This is a genomic window from Sporosarcina thermotolerans (genome assembly GCF_042658975.1).
Classification (GTDB): domain Bacteria; phylum Bacillota; class Bacilli; order Bacillales_A; family Planococcaceae; genus Sporosarcina; species Sporosarcina thermotolerans.
In genome coordinates this window covers 328,506-343,767 of record NZ_JBHSRM010000002.1, presented here as the reverse complement: position 1 = coordinate 343,767, position 15,262 = coordinate 328,506, and the positions used below count along the sequence as shown (strand labels likewise).

The 15,262-nt window shown below is 45.1% G+C and carries 13 protein-coding genes and 1 other annotated feature; of the genes, 9 read left to right on the top strand and 4 right to left on the bottom strand.

The features are described 5' to 3' along the window. Nucleotides 1-11: 11 nt before the first annotated feature. Genes ACFPZG_RS02685 through ACFPZG_RS02675 form a run of 3 tightly spaced genes read left to right on the top strand, consistent with a single transcriptional unit; the run spans nt 12 to nt 2,194 of the window. The gene (locus tag ACFPZG_RS02685) at nt 12-800 is read left to right on the top strand and encodes a nucleotidyltransferase domain-containing protein (RefSeq protein ID WP_317941372.1); all 789 of its coding nucleotides are present in this window, start codon (nt 12-14) and stop codon (nt 798-800) included. Then, nucleotides 797-1,150: a VOC family protein gene (locus ACFPZG_RS02680; RefSeq protein ID WP_283733188.1), complete on the top strand. Its 354-nt coding sequence runs from the start codon at nt 797-799 to the stop codon at nt 1,148-1,150. Before ACFPZG_RS02685 ends, ACFPZG_RS02680 begins: the two co-directional genes overlap by 4 nt. A gap of 15 nt (nt 1,151-1,165) precedes the next feature. Continuing rightward, the gene (locus ACFPZG_RS02675; protein ID WP_317941371.1) at nt 1,166-2,194 is read left to right on the top strand and encodes a nuclease-related domain-containing protein; all 1,029 of its coding nucleotides are present in this window, start codon (nt 1,166-1,168) and stop codon (nt 2,192-2,194) included. 320 nt (nt 2,195-2,514) lie between these two features. On the opposite strand, the gene ACFPZG_RS02670 is transcribed toward ACFPZG_RS02675, so the two are convergent. The 3 genes from ACFPZG_RS02670 to ACFPZG_RS02660 are packed head-to-tail and all read right to left on the bottom strand — an operon-like array spanning nt 2,515 to nt 5,191. Beyond that, a complete protein-coding gene (locus tag ACFPZG_RS02670) occupies nt 2,515-3,405 on the bottom strand; it encodes a glycine betaine ABC transporter substrate-binding protein (protein WP_317941370.1) in 891 nt (296 codons plus the stop codon). Then, nucleotides 3,402-4,061: an ABC transporter permease gene (locus ACFPZG_RS02665; protein ID WP_283733183.1), complete on the bottom strand. Its 660-nt coding sequence runs from the start codon at nt 4,059-4,061 to the stop codon at nt 3,402-3,404. Before ACFPZG_RS02665 ends, ACFPZG_RS02670 begins: the two co-directional genes overlap by 4 nt. After that, nucleotides 4,058-5,191, bottom strand: a complete 1,134-nt coding sequence (locus tag ACFPZG_RS02660) for a betaine/proline/choline family ABC transporter ATP-binding protein (RefSeq protein ID WP_283733182.1) — start codon at nt 5,189-5,191, stop codon at nt 4,058-4,060. Before ACFPZG_RS02660 ends, ACFPZG_RS02665 begins: the two co-directional genes overlap by 4 nt. 553 nt (nt 5,192-5,744) lie before the next feature. Between ACFPZG_RS02660 and ACFPZG_RS02655 the strand changes: the two genes are divergently transcribed. The 4 genes from ACFPZG_RS02655 to ACFPZG_RS02640 all read left to right on the top strand — a co-directional run bounded on the left by ACFPZG_RS02655 (nt 5,745) and on the right by ACFPZG_RS02640 (nt 10,257). After that, nucleotides 5,745-6,428 carry a response regulator transcription factor gene (locus tag ACFPZG_RS02655; protein ID WP_283733181.1) on the top strand — a complete coding sequence of 228 codons (684 nt, stop codon included), beginning with the start codon at nt 5,745-5,747 and terminating at the stop codon, nt 6,426-6,428. 10 nt (nt 6,429-6,438) lie between these two features. Continuing rightward, nucleotides 6,439-7,461 carry a sensor histidine kinase gene (locus ACFPZG_RS02650; RefSeq protein WP_317941369.1) on the top strand — a complete coding sequence of 341 codons (1,023 nt, stop codon included), beginning with the start codon at nt 6,439-6,441 and terminating at the stop codon, nt 7,459-7,461. A 101-nt stretch (nt 7,462-7,562) separates the two neighbouring features. Next, nucleotides 7,563-8,339, top strand: coding sequence for an ABC transporter ATP-binding protein (locus ACFPZG_RS02645; RefSeq protein ID WP_283734536.1), 777 nt, complete (start codon nt 7,563-7,565; stop codon nt 8,337-8,339). Then, nucleotides 8,317-10,257, top strand: a complete 1,941-nt coding sequence (locus ACFPZG_RS02640; protein ID WP_283733179.1) for an FtsX-like permease family protein — start codon at nt 8,317-8,319, stop codon at nt 10,255-10,257. The genes ACFPZG_RS02645 and ACFPZG_RS02640 overlap by 23 nt, the downstream gene beginning before the upstream one ends. A gap of 124 nt (nt 10,258-10,381) precedes the next feature. Here ACFPZG_RS02640 and argS read toward each other — a convergent pair whose 3' ends face one another. Then, a complete protein-coding gene (gene argS / locus ACFPZG_RS02635) occupies nt 10,382-12,052 on the bottom strand; it encodes an arginine--tRNA ligase (RefSeq protein ID WP_381426391.1) in 1,671 nt (556 codons plus the stop codon). Nucleotides 12,053-12,093: 41 nt separating this feature from the next. Beyond that, nucleotides 12,094-12,309: a binding site (T-box leader), on the bottom strand. A 94-nt stretch (nt 12,310-12,403) separates the two neighbouring features. On the opposite strand from argS, the gene ACFPZG_RS02630 reads away from it, so the two are divergent. Continuing rightward, on the top strand, nt 12,404-13,555 hold the full coding sequence (locus ACFPZG_RS02630; RefSeq protein WP_317941390.1) for a DUF3221 domain-containing protein: 1,152 nt from the start codon (nt 12,404-12,406) through the stop codon (nt 13,553-13,555). 431 nt (nt 13,556-13,986) lie between these two features. Beyond that, a complete protein-coding gene (locus ACFPZG_RS02625; protein WP_283733175.1) occupies nt 13,987-15,249 on the top strand; it encodes an erythromycin esterase family protein in 1,263 nt (420 codons plus the stop codon). Nucleotides 15,250-15,262: the final 13 nt, after the last annotated feature.

Here is a 15,262-nt window from a genome sequence, read left to right as displayed (position 1 = left end):
GGGGGAGGAACATGTTACCGCAGGAGTTGGCTGTCGAAAAGATTAGTGAAAGCTTGAAGAATGATCCTCTTGTCCAGGCGATTTTCTTGAAAGGGTCGATGGGACGAGGGGAGCATGATGAGCACTCAGACATCGATCTGTATTGCTTGGTGAACGAAGAGGATGAAAAGGAATTCCTTGCCAATCAGGTGAAGCATTTACGGGCGTATCGCGACATCATTTTAATGGATGATATTTTCATTGTTGCACCGCAAATTATCGCTGTGTTTGATGATTTATTACATATTGATTTATTCACAGTGACTAAAGAAACGTTTGTGGGTGGCGACCATTTCAAGGTGCTATATGATCCGCATCATCTGATGGCTGGGTTTATTGAAACACAGGGTCTGACTCTGACGGAGCAGGAGTATCGGGATGATGTCCTCGATGTCGGGTGGTTTTTGTATCAATATAGACAATCTGCCGCGCGAGGAAACGATATCTGGTCGGTAAAGATGCTGACAAATGTTGTGCATCATTTGGGGAGGGTGTTGCTTTATCGTTATGCCCCGGAGCGTGCGAAATTGGGATTGAAGACGATTGAACGGTCATTGCCGGATGAAGTTGTTTCGGATTTGAAGGGGATTTTAGAGTTCATTACTCCCGGTGGACATTCACAGGCGGCATTGCGGATTGGGCAATTGGTGGAACGGGAGTATGAGTGGATTCGGTTGCAATGGGATGAAGATAGCGAGGGGATGAGGTTTATGAAGAGAATGGTGGAGATGTATACAAAAAGTCAGGGGGCAGAGGTATGACACAGGTTTGTGTAATTAGCATTTATGTTCCGGATATGCAGAAGGCGCTTGGATTTTACACGGGGGTATTGGGGTTTGAGGTGAATAAAGAGTATGGCTCGAAAATTGTAACGCTTGTCCACGGAGAGTTGCCGATCGTTTTGGAGGAGATGGAGAATGCAGTGTTTAACCGGGTTTCTTCAGGTGTGGTGTTGACACTAAAAACGGACGACATCCATCAATCCCTTGAAGTGCTCAAAGAACATGATGTTGAATTAATTATCGGAGAGCCGGCCGATTGCCCTCCAGGCAAATATATAAGCTTCCGCGACCCGTTTGGGAACGTGTGGGAGTACTTACAGTTTGGTTGAATAGTTAGATTTCTATTGGATGAATATGCTAAACTTGTAGATAGCGGAATAATAGAAAAGGAGTGGACCATATTCATCCATAAACGAAGAAAAGCGCCCTTACTGTTAGAGGGTCTTGAAGCGGCGATTAGGCGATTGCAGATCTACCATGAAATGGTTCCTGTTTTGCGTTCAAAGCATGCGGCAGTAAAAGCGGGATTTGGCGGCGAGCAGGAGTTGGACAAGGTGTTTGAAAGCTATTCATTTTCAATGAAGCATGGAATTTTCAACGATTTATCATTGTCGTCGAGTGCCTTCTTTCAAGTGGACACGCTATTCATTACGCCGTGGTATGCGGTTTTATTCGAAGTGAAGAACATTTCGGGAGAGCTGACGGTGACAGAGAATCCCCCTCAATTGATACGTACATTGGACTCTGGGCAAGTGAGCGGCTTCAAAAGCCCCATCGCCCAATTGCAAAGTAACTGTGAATTATTTCAAGACTGGCTGTACAGCCGAGATCTATCATTGCCGGTATACGGTGCTGTCGTGATGGCCTACGCCAGCCAACGCATCGAAGTATTCGACACAAAAACCCCTGTACTATTTCCAAGTTCTGTTCCTTCGTATATACGAAAACTTCCAGCAATCTCCCCATTGTTGGATGATGCAGCATTCAACCATCTTCTTTCACTTTTAGCTAACGGTCATCGCCAATTCATTCCTTCCCCCATTTGTGATACGTATTCTATTCGATATAGCGACATTGGGACGGGTGTGATCTGTCCAGATTGCAAAGTCTTAGGCATGAGTTGGCATAGAAGGCGCTGGGAATGCATAAATTGTGGTTTTCGATGCAGCGAAGCGCACAAACAAGCAATCCAAGATTGGTTTTTACTGTTTGGTGGAAAAATGACTAATAAAGATTGCAGGGAATTTCTCCATCTTGAAAGACAGCAAAATGCGAACCGGATGCTTCGGGATATGGATTTACAAACTGAGGGGGCTAATCGCAATCGAACATATTCGATGTTGTTATCAGAAAGCCAAAAAAAGCGCACATAATCGTGCGCTTTTTTGTGTGAAAATATGCTAAGTGGTGATAAAAGCTGACTAAGCGGTGATAAAGACAATGCAAGTGGTGATAAACCTGTTCTAAGTGGTGATAAACCATTTCTGAGTGGTGATAAATTGGTAATACCCTTGAAACTGCCTTGTCGTCACGCTGAAAATGGGCTTTTACCCCGAAATATGCTAAGTGGTGATAAAAGCTGACTAAGCGGTGATAAAGACAATGCAAGTGGTGATAAACCTGTTCTAAGTGGTGATAAACCCACTTTAAGTGGTGATAACCTATCGATCAACCTCAACTCACTTCACTTCACTCACTCCACCTCAATCAATCCACTCTCCACCAAAAACTCCTCCGCAACTCTTTCAACCATCATGCCGTCATTGTCGACTTTGGCGTTCATTTTTTGCATGGCTTCCTCGTCGATCATTCCTTCGAGTTGCTTCAAAATCTCTTCGATTTCAGGATATTCCTTCAGCGTTTCTTCCCGTACGAGCGGAAGTGCGTGGTACGGAGGGAAGTAGGATTTGTCGTCTTCCAATACACGCAGGTCGAATTCCTGCAATTGGCCGTCTGTCGTGTAGGAGTTGATGACGTCGACTTCACCTGCATTGATTGAACGGTACATGATGCCGTGATCCATACCCTTTACATCCTTGAATTCGAGTCCATATTCCTTCTTGAAACCGGGCAGGCCGTCCGGGCGGTCGATGAATTCGAAGACCGCACCTAATGTGAAGTCTTCCGAATAGGCTGCGAAGTCACTGAATGTGACGATGCCAAGTTCTTCGGCTTTTGATTCATCCAATGCGAGAGTATACGTATTGTTGAAGCCGAATGTGTTAAAAGCGATGATGCCGTCTTCAGCAACGAGACGCCTTGTCGCTTCCAACGTCTCATCGGCTGTACCCGGCTCTTCGTGATAATAAGTCACGACAATCGTCCCCGTGTAATCGGGAATGACGTCGAGATTGCCGTTCAGCATCGCATTCCACACGACGTTAGATCCGCCGAGATTCTCTTTATAGATTACTTTTATGTCTGTTTTATGCTCAATCAACTGCCCCATGACGTGCGACAGGATGATGCTTTCTGTGTTGTTCCGTGAACCGAGCGTCAATGATTCTTTTTCGATTAAAATGCAGCCACTTAGCATACTTGTGACAATCGCAATGAGTAGCAATGAAGTTAATTTTTTCCTCATTCTGCTTTCAATCCTTTCGGTGTTGTCCAGCGCTCAACCGAGCCGAAGAACACTTCCAAAACGATTGCAAGTAGTGCTGCAGGGATTGCACCAAGTAGTATCAAACCGTCGATGCCTCGCGTAATTCCTAGGAAAATGAAGTCCCCAAGACCGCCTGCACCAATGAAAGCTGCAAGGGTAGCGTTACCAACGTTAATGACAGCGGCTGTTCGAATTCCAGCCATTATAATGGGGATCGCGAGTGGCAACTCCACTTTGAAAAGAATTTGCATGCTCGTCATTCCCATTCCCTTTGCGGCTTCCCGCGTAGCCGGGTCGACGTCGTTTATACCGGTATAAGTGTTTCGGATGATTGGCAACAACGAGTACAAGAAGAGTGCAGCAATCGCTGTTTTAACGCCGATACCGAAGATAGGAATCATGAAACCGAGCAAGGCGAGACTTGGAATCGTCTGCATGACGCCGCTACCGCCAAGAATGAGTGTCGACAGTTTCGGAACTCGAGTGACGAGGATTCCGAGTGAAACGCCGAGAACGATGGCGATTAACATGGAAAAGAATACGAGTTGAATATGGATGGATGTCGCTTCGAGAACTTCTCCCCAGCGCATCTGTGTTTGTTCAATTAATTGTTGCCAAATTGATAAATTATTCATTGTGCAGCCTCCTCCGTTTCAGTCCACTGAGTGGATAATGCGGATAGTAACGAGCCGCGTGTTACGAGTCCGACGACCTTGTTCGCTTCATCTACGATAGGAATCATGCCGAATGGTGTTTCATCCATCATGATAATTGCGTCTTTTGCGGATGCAGAGTCGAGTAGGAAATGGTCTACCGGCTGCATGATTTCTCCGATCGTACGGATGGCGTTCATACTCTTAATGACGTCATAGGCAGACACGATGCCTTGCAGAGCTTTTGATTCATCCACAATGATGAGATCTGTAATTTTCCTCTGGCGGATTAGTGTAATTGCCTTTTCAGGAGAGCTTTGAGGAAGAGATGTGACGACCGATTCTGACATAATGTCAATGACTGGCATCAGTTCAGGGTTTTGAATGATTCGATGCTTGCCAATGAATTCTTCGACAAAACCGTGGGCGGGTTCATGAAGTAACTTCTCGGGAGTGTCCAGCTGAAGTAGTTTGCCATCTTTCATAATTGCGATACGGTCACCCATTTTGAGTGCTTCGTCCATGTCATGAGTAACGAAAATGATTGTCTTATTCAGTTTTTTATGCAATGAAATGAGTTCGCCTTGCAATTGCTCCCTTGTAATCGGGTCCAATGCGCTGAACGGTTCATCCATTAAGATGACTTCGGGATCGGATGCAAGTGCGCGAGCGATTCCAACACGTTGCTGTTGTCCCCCGGAAAGTTCTTTCGGATAGCGGTTTGCATGGATATTGGGATCGAGTCCTACCAATTCCATCAGTTCATGGACTCTTGGTTTAATTTTATCTGGACTCCAACCGTTTAACTGGGGAACGATGGAGATGTTTTTTTCAATCGTATAATGGGGGAATAAACCAATCTGTTGGATCACATAGCCGATACCCCTCCGCAAATCGGAAGCGACATACGAGTTGGTATCCTTTCCGTTAATCAAAATCTTCCCACTTGTATGTGGTTCCATCCTATTAATCATTTTCATCGTCGTAGATTTGCCTGAACCACTCGGACCGATAAGAACGAGCAGCTCGCCTTTCGGAATCTCAAAGCTGATAGAATCAACGGCTTTGAACCCGTCTTCATACACTTTACTAACGTTTTCAAATTTAAGCATAAAATCCTCCTATGTGTTTTTTTACAAAACTGTATTCCGTTGAATCTGGGGGTGAAAAAATAAAACAACGGGAAAAAAAAGAAGACATTTATATCACCTGGAAGGCCAGGAGCGATGTCTCAGTAATTAGTATAACATACTTCGGGGGTAGAAGTATTGGAAATCCGACTTTTCAGTAGGTTATTAGTATACATATTAGGTGGTATATAAGTCTCATTGGCGGGAGAGAGGGACGAGGATTGGCAAATCGGTGATAAACCCTTCGGAGTCGGTGATAACACGTGAAGAGTCGGTGATAAAGTGGAGGAACTCGGTGATAAACTCACTCAAGTCGGTGATAAAGTAAATCATCTATTAAGATGATTCTTTTGGACTATATGTTATATTGAAATTAAGTTGTAGGACGAGGAGTTTTGGCGGGCCGGTGGTAAAGTCCCCCGAGTCGGTAGTAAACCATGCTAAGTCGGTGATAACCTCACATCCCCGATGATAATCTTTTCCAACTCGGCCCTACACCCTTATAATGAGGGGAAAGAAAGGACGTGGGGCGGGAATGGATATGAATATTTTCATCGTAGAGGACGATTTGGCAATTTACAATTCACTCAAAGAGAGGCTGGGGCAATGGTCGTTTCAGGTGTCGGGACCAACAGATTTTCATGATGTAATGAAGTCGTTTATTCAAATAAAACCGCATCTTGTCATACTCGATATCCAGCTCCCGGCTTATGACGGGTTCCATTGGTGTCGGGAGATCCGGGCGGTTTCGAAGGTACCAATCATCTTCTTGTCATCACGCGATCATCCGATGGATATGGTGATGGCGATGAATATGGGGGCGGATGATTATATTCAAAAACCTTTTCATACGGATGTGTTACTGGCGAAAATCCAGGCGACACTTCGTCGAACGTATGCGTATACGGATGAAACTTCGGACGTGCTGGAATGGAATGGGGCAATGATCGATATGAAGCGCGGCGTCATTCGGCTTGATGGCAATGAAGTAGAGCTAACGAAAAATGAGTTTTTCATCTTGGCGGTGCTTGTCCAATCGAAAGACGAAATTGTGTCGCGTGATGAGTTGATTCGTAAACTTTGGGATGATGAGCGGTTCGTAAACGACAATACACTGACCGTCAATGTGACGCGGTTGCGCCAAAAGCTTGCGGAAATCGGACTTGGTGATGCAATTCTCACAAAAAAAGGGATGGGTTATATGGCGGTTAGCCTGTAGGGGGGATTCGATGTTCATTGCATATGTAAAGGATATGAAAAGCTGGATACTCCTGTTTGCCGCGTCGCTCGCAGTGACCGATGGTTTAATTTGGATTGATAAAGGTTTGACATTGAGGCTGAGCTCTTTAATTTATCTCAATATACTGCTGATTGCTATTTTCATATCATTTCTCATCTGGCGTATTAAAAAAGAAATGCATTTCACGAAAGAACTTCTCCGTATTTCGGAGGATCCTTCAAGGGATTGGCAGGAGGGGCTGCCGGAGCCGCTCTTCTTACGGGATCAAACGATCAATGACCTATTGAAGCAAGTAGCGGCTGATTATATGGGCAAATTATCGGAAATGAAAAGCGCAAACCTTATGGAAAGCGATTATACCGCGGCGTGGGTGCATGAAGTGAAGGCGCCGCTCACCTCGATGAAAATGATGATTGATGCGAATCGGCAAGACCTAACAATTCGGAAAATCGAGTCTGATTGGCTGCGAGTCCATTTGCTGATCGATCGGCAGCTTTATATTTCACGTATGCCGTCGCTCGGGACGGATTATGTATTGGAGAAAATTGAAATGCATCAGCTGATTACACCTGAAATCAGCGAACTTCGGTCATGGTGTATCGAAAAAAACATCGCTGTGGAAATAGAAGACAAAGAGTTGGAACTAATCACGGACAGCAAATGGTGTCGCTTCATCATCCGGCAATTGCTGACGAATGCGGTGAAATACAGCCCGGATGGAGGAGTCGTCTATATTAAGTTCGACCGTTCAGAAAGCGGGAATCCGGTTTTATTGATAAAAGATGAAGGTTCCGGAATCCCTACGCATGATCTCCCTCGGATATTCGATAAAGGGTTCACAGGAGGGACGGGACGGCTACATAATGCGGCGACTGGAATCGGTCTTTATCTAGCTCACCAAGTTGCATCGAAAATCGGAATTTCCTTGTCGACACACTCTAAATTAAACGAAGGAACGACGATGAAAATGACGTTTTCCACCGAAAATGAATTTGATGCGACCCGAACGTGACAACAATGTCACATTGACCGACCTGTTTGTCATCTAAATCGCACGACCATACCAAATTTCCCCGATAAGATAAGGGTATAGCAAACAGGGAGGGTACAATGATGGATCAATATAAGACAGTCTTACACGCACAAAACATCCGTAAATCGTACGGGACTCGTGGAAATGTGCAAGAAGTATTGAAAGGGATCGATTTGCGAGTGCTAGAAGGGGAATTTGTCGGCATTATGGGGGCGTCAGGTGCCGGGAAGACGACACTATTAAATGTCCTTGCGACAATCGATCGTACGACGGAAGGTTCGATTTTGATTGGGGAATCGGATATTTCGAAAATGAAGGACCGTGAACTGTCCGCATTCAGGCGCGATAAATTAGGGTTCATCTTTCAAGATTACAATCTGCTCGATACATTGACAGTAAAAGAAAATATTCTCTTGCCAGTCTCGCTAGGCAAGATGAAAAAACGGGTGGCGGAGGACCAATTCAAGTCGATTGCCGACATTTTAGGTATCAAGGAATTGGCGGATAAATACCCACATGAAATATCAGGCGGTCAAAAGCAACGGACTTCCGCAGCCCGCGCACTCATTAACAAGCCATCCATGGTGTTTGCGGATGAACCTACAGGCGCGCTTGATTCGAAATCGGCTTCGTCTCTGCTCGGGACGTTGGAAGATGTCAATAAAGAACGCGGTGTCACGATCATGATGGTAACGCATGACCCCGTCGCGTCAAGTTATTGCAGCCGAGTTGTCTTCCTGAAAGACGGCAATATCTACTCGGAGCTGTACCGCGGCGAAAAAACGAGACAAGCCTTCTTCCAGGAAATCCTGAAAGTCCAAGGTGTCCTCGGGGGTGACAGCGTTGACGCTCTTTGATCTCGTCATCCGCAGCATGCGGAAAAACATCAAGCATTATTATTTATACTTTTTCGCCCTCATTTTCAGTGTCGTCCTCTACTTTGTATTTGCAACATTACAGCATGATCCGTCGGTAGTTTCTCGGTCTGGAGGCAGCATGGGTGCGGCTTTCAAAGTGGCAGGAATTCTATTATTATTCATCGCAGGAATTTTCGTCGTCTATGCAAATGCGATTTTCTTGAAAAGAAGAAGCCGTGAAATCGGGCTGTATCAATTGATTGGCCTGACGAAAGGTTCTGTCTCGCGTCTGTTGATTATCGAAAACTCCTTGCTTAGCGCCGGGGCATTAGCTATTGGGATTGGCATAGGAATTCTCGTGTCACGTGTATTTTTATTGTTGTTAATGAAGCTTATCGGATTTGACGGTTTTATCGAAGTAGCATTTTCGACGGCCGCAGTCATCCAGACGGTTGTTGTATTCCTTGGAATCATCATTCTCACATCGATTCAAATGATTGTCGCAGTTTACCGCAATACATTGCTCGGGTTATTCAATGCCGAAAAGAAGGGCGACCATCCGAAGAAACCGAAAGCGTTTAGATCAGCACTACTTGCGATTTTAGGAATGGCACTCATCGCGTTCGGATATTGGCTATCCGGCCGGATGTTGAATGCATTGCTACTCATCAATATGGTCGTCGTTTTGGCTGCGACAATTCTCGGTACCTATCTATTGTTCCGGGTGACGATCAGCTGGCTGCTTTATCAGATCCGGAAACGGAAGCAAGGCCATCTGGGGCTGTATAACAGTTTATCTCTTGCGCCGCTTATGCACCGGATGAAAGCCAATGCGAATTCATTGACGATCATTACGGTATTGTCCGCGATGACGCTGACGATGCTGGCAGGTTCGTATTCCCTTTATTATTCAACGGAAAAGGAACTTCGCCTTGTATATCCTTTTGATTTTTCTTTTGATAATTTTTGGTATGAGGACGGTCAAGAAGCCTCCGCAAAATTTGTCAGCGAACTGGATAAGCAAAATATAGCGTATACGGTTTCAACGGTTGAAACTCTAAAAGTGGAGGGCGAATTCGAAAAGGGTAGTGCACCGGAAATGATATCCACATCGTTTGGAGCGATTATTATTAGCGACAAAAATTTGCAGCAAGCAGGTGCAGATATTGAAATTTCCGATCCTGATGCCGCGTACCTTTATGATGCAAGCATATACTGGTTATTGAAAACGATTGAAGTCCCGTTTAATGTCGAGTTATCGAATTCTGAAATAGAATCTGATATGAAAGTTGTGAAAGTGAACGAAGGAAATGCATTAAATACTTCAGGGTCAACACAACTTGTTGTGAAAGATGCGTTTTATCAAGAATTAAAAGGTCAATTTTTGAATGATGAAAACGGTTGGCGCATTTCAAACACTTATGCCATCGATGTGCCGGATCACGATCAGCTTGTTGAGGCATCTGCCATCTTTAAGCGCATCAATGAGGAAAATGATCAACACGGATTTGATTATTATTCTCAATATGTCTCGTCCATGGAATTTAATGGACTGCTCATCTTCATTTCAGGTTTCCTTGGACTCGTGTTCCTCATTTCAACTGGCAGTATTCTATACTTCAAGCAAATGACGGAGGCGGAACAGGAGAAAAGCAGCTATACAACCTTGCGTCAATTAGGCTTCACTGTGCAAGACATCATGCGCGGCATCGTCCGAAAGCAAGTGTTCGTCTTCGGCGTTCCGTTGATAATTGGCTTACTACATTCCATCTTTGCAATCAAGGCAGCATCCTTTATGTTCATGTCGGATATTACCTTACCCGCATCCATCGCAATGGGCATCTACGCGCTCATTTATCTTATCTTCGCATTCTTGACGGTTGGGTATTATCGGAAAACGGTGAAGGCGGCGCTTTGAGAATTGGGTAAATAAGCCGAGTCGGTGATAAAGTGCTGAGAGTCGGTGATAACGCTCTGAGAGCCGGAGGTAAACACGAATAGAATACACAAAAAAGCAATCGCCAGCGAGCGATTGCTTTTTCTTACATTTCTTCAGGCGCTTTCATTCCTAACAAGCGCAGTGATTCAGATAAGACGATTGTGACGCTTTCGATGAGTGCCGAGCGATAGGGCAGATTTGCCTGATCGGTTAACACTTGAACATTCCCGTAAAATGAATTGAATGCTTGCGCGAGATCGATCGCGTATTTGGCGATGATGGACGGATCCAATTCATCAGCTGCACGTTTTACAGCGTGCGGAAATTGTTCAAGCAGCTTGATTGTTTCCCATTCATAATCATTCACTTCATTTACATTGAATGAATCGACGTCGCTAACTTTACGCAAAATCGAGTGGGCACGCGCATTGGCGTATTGGACGTAAGGACCCGTTTCGCCTTCGACCTGCAACATCGATTCCAAGTTAAATTCGATATCATGCTTCCGATGCTGTTTCAAGTCGCTGAATAAAATCGCACCAACGCCAACCGCATCAGCCACTTCGGATTGATTGGCAAGGGTAGGGTTTTTCTCTTTGATATTTTTCTGTGCAAGTTCGATTGCTTCCTTCAAAACATTCTCAAGCAAGACGATCTTTCCTTTACGCGTCGACATCTTTTTCCCGCCTTGCAAAATGAGCCCGAACGGTACGTGTTGAATGTCATTCGACCAGTTGTGCCCCATTTTTCCCAACACTTGCTTCACTTGCGTAAAGTGGAGGCTTTGTTCATTCCCAACGACGTAAATGGATTTGACGAAGTCGTAATTATTTTTTCGATCGATGGCAGCTGCCAAATCACGTGTTGCGTACAATGTCGCCCCATCTGATTTCTTAATCAAACAAGGAGGCATGCCTTCCTGAAGTTCGACGACCATGGCGCCATCGGATTCAACCAATAAGCCTTTGCTTAGAAGCTCTTCCACGACAGGCTCCATTTTGTCATTATAATATGCTTCGCCATTATACGAATCGAATGTGACTCCTAACAGATCATAAATCCGTTGGAACTCCTTCAATGACTCGGTTTTGAACCAATTCCATAAGGCAAGTGCATCCGAATCACCGTCCTCCAACGCTTTGAAGGCTGCGCGCCCCTCATCGTTTAATGAAGGATCAGTCTCTGCTTCCTTATGAAAACGGATGTACAGCTTCAGCAATGTTTCAATTGGAGCTTGACGAACGTCCGCCTCATTACCCCATATCCGATACGCTGTAAGTAGCTTCCCGAATTGTGTACCCCAATCACCGATGTAATTGATTTTCACCGGCTTGTAGCCGATCTTTTCAAGCAATAAAGCAATGGAATTCCCAATGACCGTTGAGCGCAGATGGCCCATGGAAAATGGCTTAGCAATATTTGGTGAGGACAAATCAATCGTCACGACACCATCATTGCCTTCATTGGAAGTGCCATATGTGGTCGATTGTTGCAAGATTGTTTGAAGAAGCGTATCGGCAATGACTTCCCGGTTCATGAATAGATTTACATAGCCATTTACCGCTTCGGCTTTCTGGATTAACGGATGATTGATGGAAGCAGCAATCTCCTCCGCAATGGCAACAGGCGATTTTCGTAAGACTTTTGCAAAAGGAAAACATGGCAATGCAAAATCGCCTAATTTTGCATGTGCCGGGCGTTCTAACATATGTTCCTCCAATGGAATCGGGCTGACTGTCTGTAAAGCTTGTAGAATATCCTTTTTCATATACACAAACCCCTTTTTAGATAAAATAAAAAGCCCTCGATCTCAATAAATGAGACGAAAGCTTGTTCCGCGGTACCACTCAAATTGCCCCTGATAGTATGGATAGGGGCCCCTTTCTCCTAACGGCGAGACACCGGCTTCTCCTACTTCATTCAGAAAAGCATCTACGAAGTGCGTTTCATAATTCATCTTCGCCAGGCTTCCACCAACCCCGGCTCGCTATGGAAGGAAAGAATTATTACTCTCTTCGTCTTCGATATTGTAGTTGAATGTATCAAATCGGTGGCTGGGTGTCAATGGGCGTCACGTAACTTTTGTACGAATCGTCCGTCTAATCCGTTGATGGGAGGTTTTGACATGAACTATAGGTTAACAATCTTATTAAGTGCTGCTTTATTGTTGGGAGGATGTGGAACGGATGATTCCCCGAAAAATGTCGCGGTTGAAGATAGTGTTGAATGGAAGATGTTAAAAATGGTGAGTGGGCGTGAAATCATTGCGGAATTGAAGCAAACCGCTCAAGAAACGCCTAAGCGAGACGAGGCGGCCACCATTGAAACACCACCTGAATATGAAAAGCCTACAAAAGAATTGGCGGAGGATTTGGCGGTCAAAGCAATTGAGGGACCCGCTGCAATCCAGGCGGTGGAAGAAGTTTACGGTGAAGGCGGCATTCGTGATGAAGGAGTCCTCTTTATCGAAATTCAGACAAGAGGCGCAAAGCAATCTGGCGTCTGGATCGGGTTAAAGGAGCCTGACGAACGCGTTCAACAATTGCTTGATCTATTGCAGCCAAAAGTGGATGCGGGCGAAATCCTTGCGGAACCAATCTATATTTTCCGCAGCCCCCACACGGAAAAAGAGCTCAATGATTTACAGGATGAAGTCGCGGAAGCATTGAAAGGAATCGAATCGGAACAGGGATCCTATGCGCTGTACGTCGATGTCATCAACGGCGAGATTGAAGTTTCCCATGATTTTCTCATGCCGGAGCAGCAAGAGGAGCTGCGCCAACAATTCGCAGACCACACAATCAATTTCACGCAAAATGGAAGAATGGTAGCTGCTCCCGGGGAATCAAGGATTATTGCTCCTGAACAAACTTACACAAGCACTCCACTCACGGATGGTGGATTTGTACTGTCTGTTAGTGAAGGGCAGTTCTTGGTAGCTGGTCCGAATGAAACTGCTGCGTTTTACAAATTCCCTGAAGCTGACAAGTTGAAAGTAGGCCAGCGTGTGAAAGTGGAAGCATCAGGCCGCATGATGGAATCCTATCCTTCGCAAGGGACTGCAAAATTTGTAGAAATCTTGCCGGATTATAAGCCTGTAAATGCGAAGCTTTCCGAGTCACAGGCCGTAGCAAAAGCGTTGGAGATTTCGGGTGAGAGGCTATCAAATGGCTATATCGTTATTAACGAGATTATTTTTGATGAGAATGAAAAGAAATGGATTTTCGAGCTTTTGCCGGACGACGGGGAAGGAATACTGGAAGTTGTAGATGAATAGAGGTTATTTGGCAACCGTCCTTTATTGGGCGGTTTTTTTGTGGTGAAAAATTGTTGAGTGGTGATAAATGTCGTTTAAGTGGTGATAACGGCCACCTAAGCGGTGATAAACCCTGCACAAGCGGTGATAAAGTCCGACAGAGCGGTGATAAACTTTTTTGCCATGGAAAATTGCATTGCGGAGCGGGCGAATTGTTTGCAGATACTCTAAAATTGTAGCCAAACGGTGATAAATTCACCTAAGTCGGTGATAAACTCACCTAAGTCGGTGATAAACTCTCCCGAGTCGGTGATAAAGCTCCGAGAGTCGGTGATAACCTCGTCCAAGTCGGTGATAACCATGTCTCTTTCGTAAAAATCAACCCCTTATCACCCCTCTCCCGGTTTCCGCCCCCTTCCCATGGGTATGCTATCTGCAGAGGAGGGATTGATTTGTCGAAAAAATTGATCGCCGCGATACAGGAACACGCTTTTACGTTAGATGAGAAGGCATTTGACACTATTATGAACGCAATTGGGGATGCCCGAATTGTTATGTTAGGTGAAGCGTCGCATGGAACTTCAGAGTTTTACAAAGTTCGCGCGGCATTATCTAAACGACTTATTCAGGAGAAAGGATTCAAAATCATTGCGGTAGAAGGAGATTGGCCGTCTGCTCAAGCGGTTAACCGCTATGTGAAAGGCTTTGATGAAGAGGGTAAAACCGCTCGGCAAGTATTATCGCAATCGTTCAATCGTTGGCCGACGTGGATGTGGGCGAATGAAGAGGTCGCGGAGCTTATTGAATGGTTGAAGCGTGAAAATGAAGGAAAGGATGCAGCTGATAAAACAGGGTTTTACGGGATTGATATGTACAGTCTTTATGAGTCGATTGATGAAGTGTTGCAATTTCTTCAGGAAAATCCCACTTATAATGCGGACTTGGAGATGGCAAGAAGAGCATTTTCCTGTTTTGAGCCGTACAACCGAATGCCTGAGCATTACGCATTGTCGACTCTTCATTTTTCGGATGAGTGCATTCGCGAAGTGACGAACTTGCTGACGACCATCCGTAGCCACGAAGATCTTTATTCAAACGATCAGGAAAAGGATCTAAACATAACGATGAATGCATTGGTCGCGAAAAATGCCGAATCATATTATCGTGCGATGATGCAGGACGACGCCATCTCTTGGAATATACGCGATATGCATATGGTGGAGGCGGTCGGCGAACTATTGAACTACCATGGCGATGACGCCAAAATCATCATCTGGGAGCATAACACGCATGTTGGCGATGCATCGGAAACATCAATGGCCGACCATGATATGATCAATGTCGGTCAGCTCATCCGGGAGAAGTATGGAAGGGATGACACATTTGCCATCGGCTTCGGTACGTATGAAGGAACCGTCATTGCAGGCGAAGGTTGGGGCGAACCGTTACAAAAGATGAAAGTCCCACCCGCCAAGTTCAATTCATGGGAAGGTCAGATGCATGCAGCCGCTGAAGTAGATCAGGTTATTCTTTTCACGGAGGAAAACCGTCATTTATTCAATGAATGGATCGGCCATCGCGCTATCGGGGTCGTCTATAATCCGGAGTTTGAAGCGTATGGAAACTATGTATCATCAAGAGTTGGCAGCCGGTATGATGGGTTTATTTTTGTTGATCAAACGACTGCGCTGACACCAATCAATTCCAATGATTAAGAGCCACGCAATT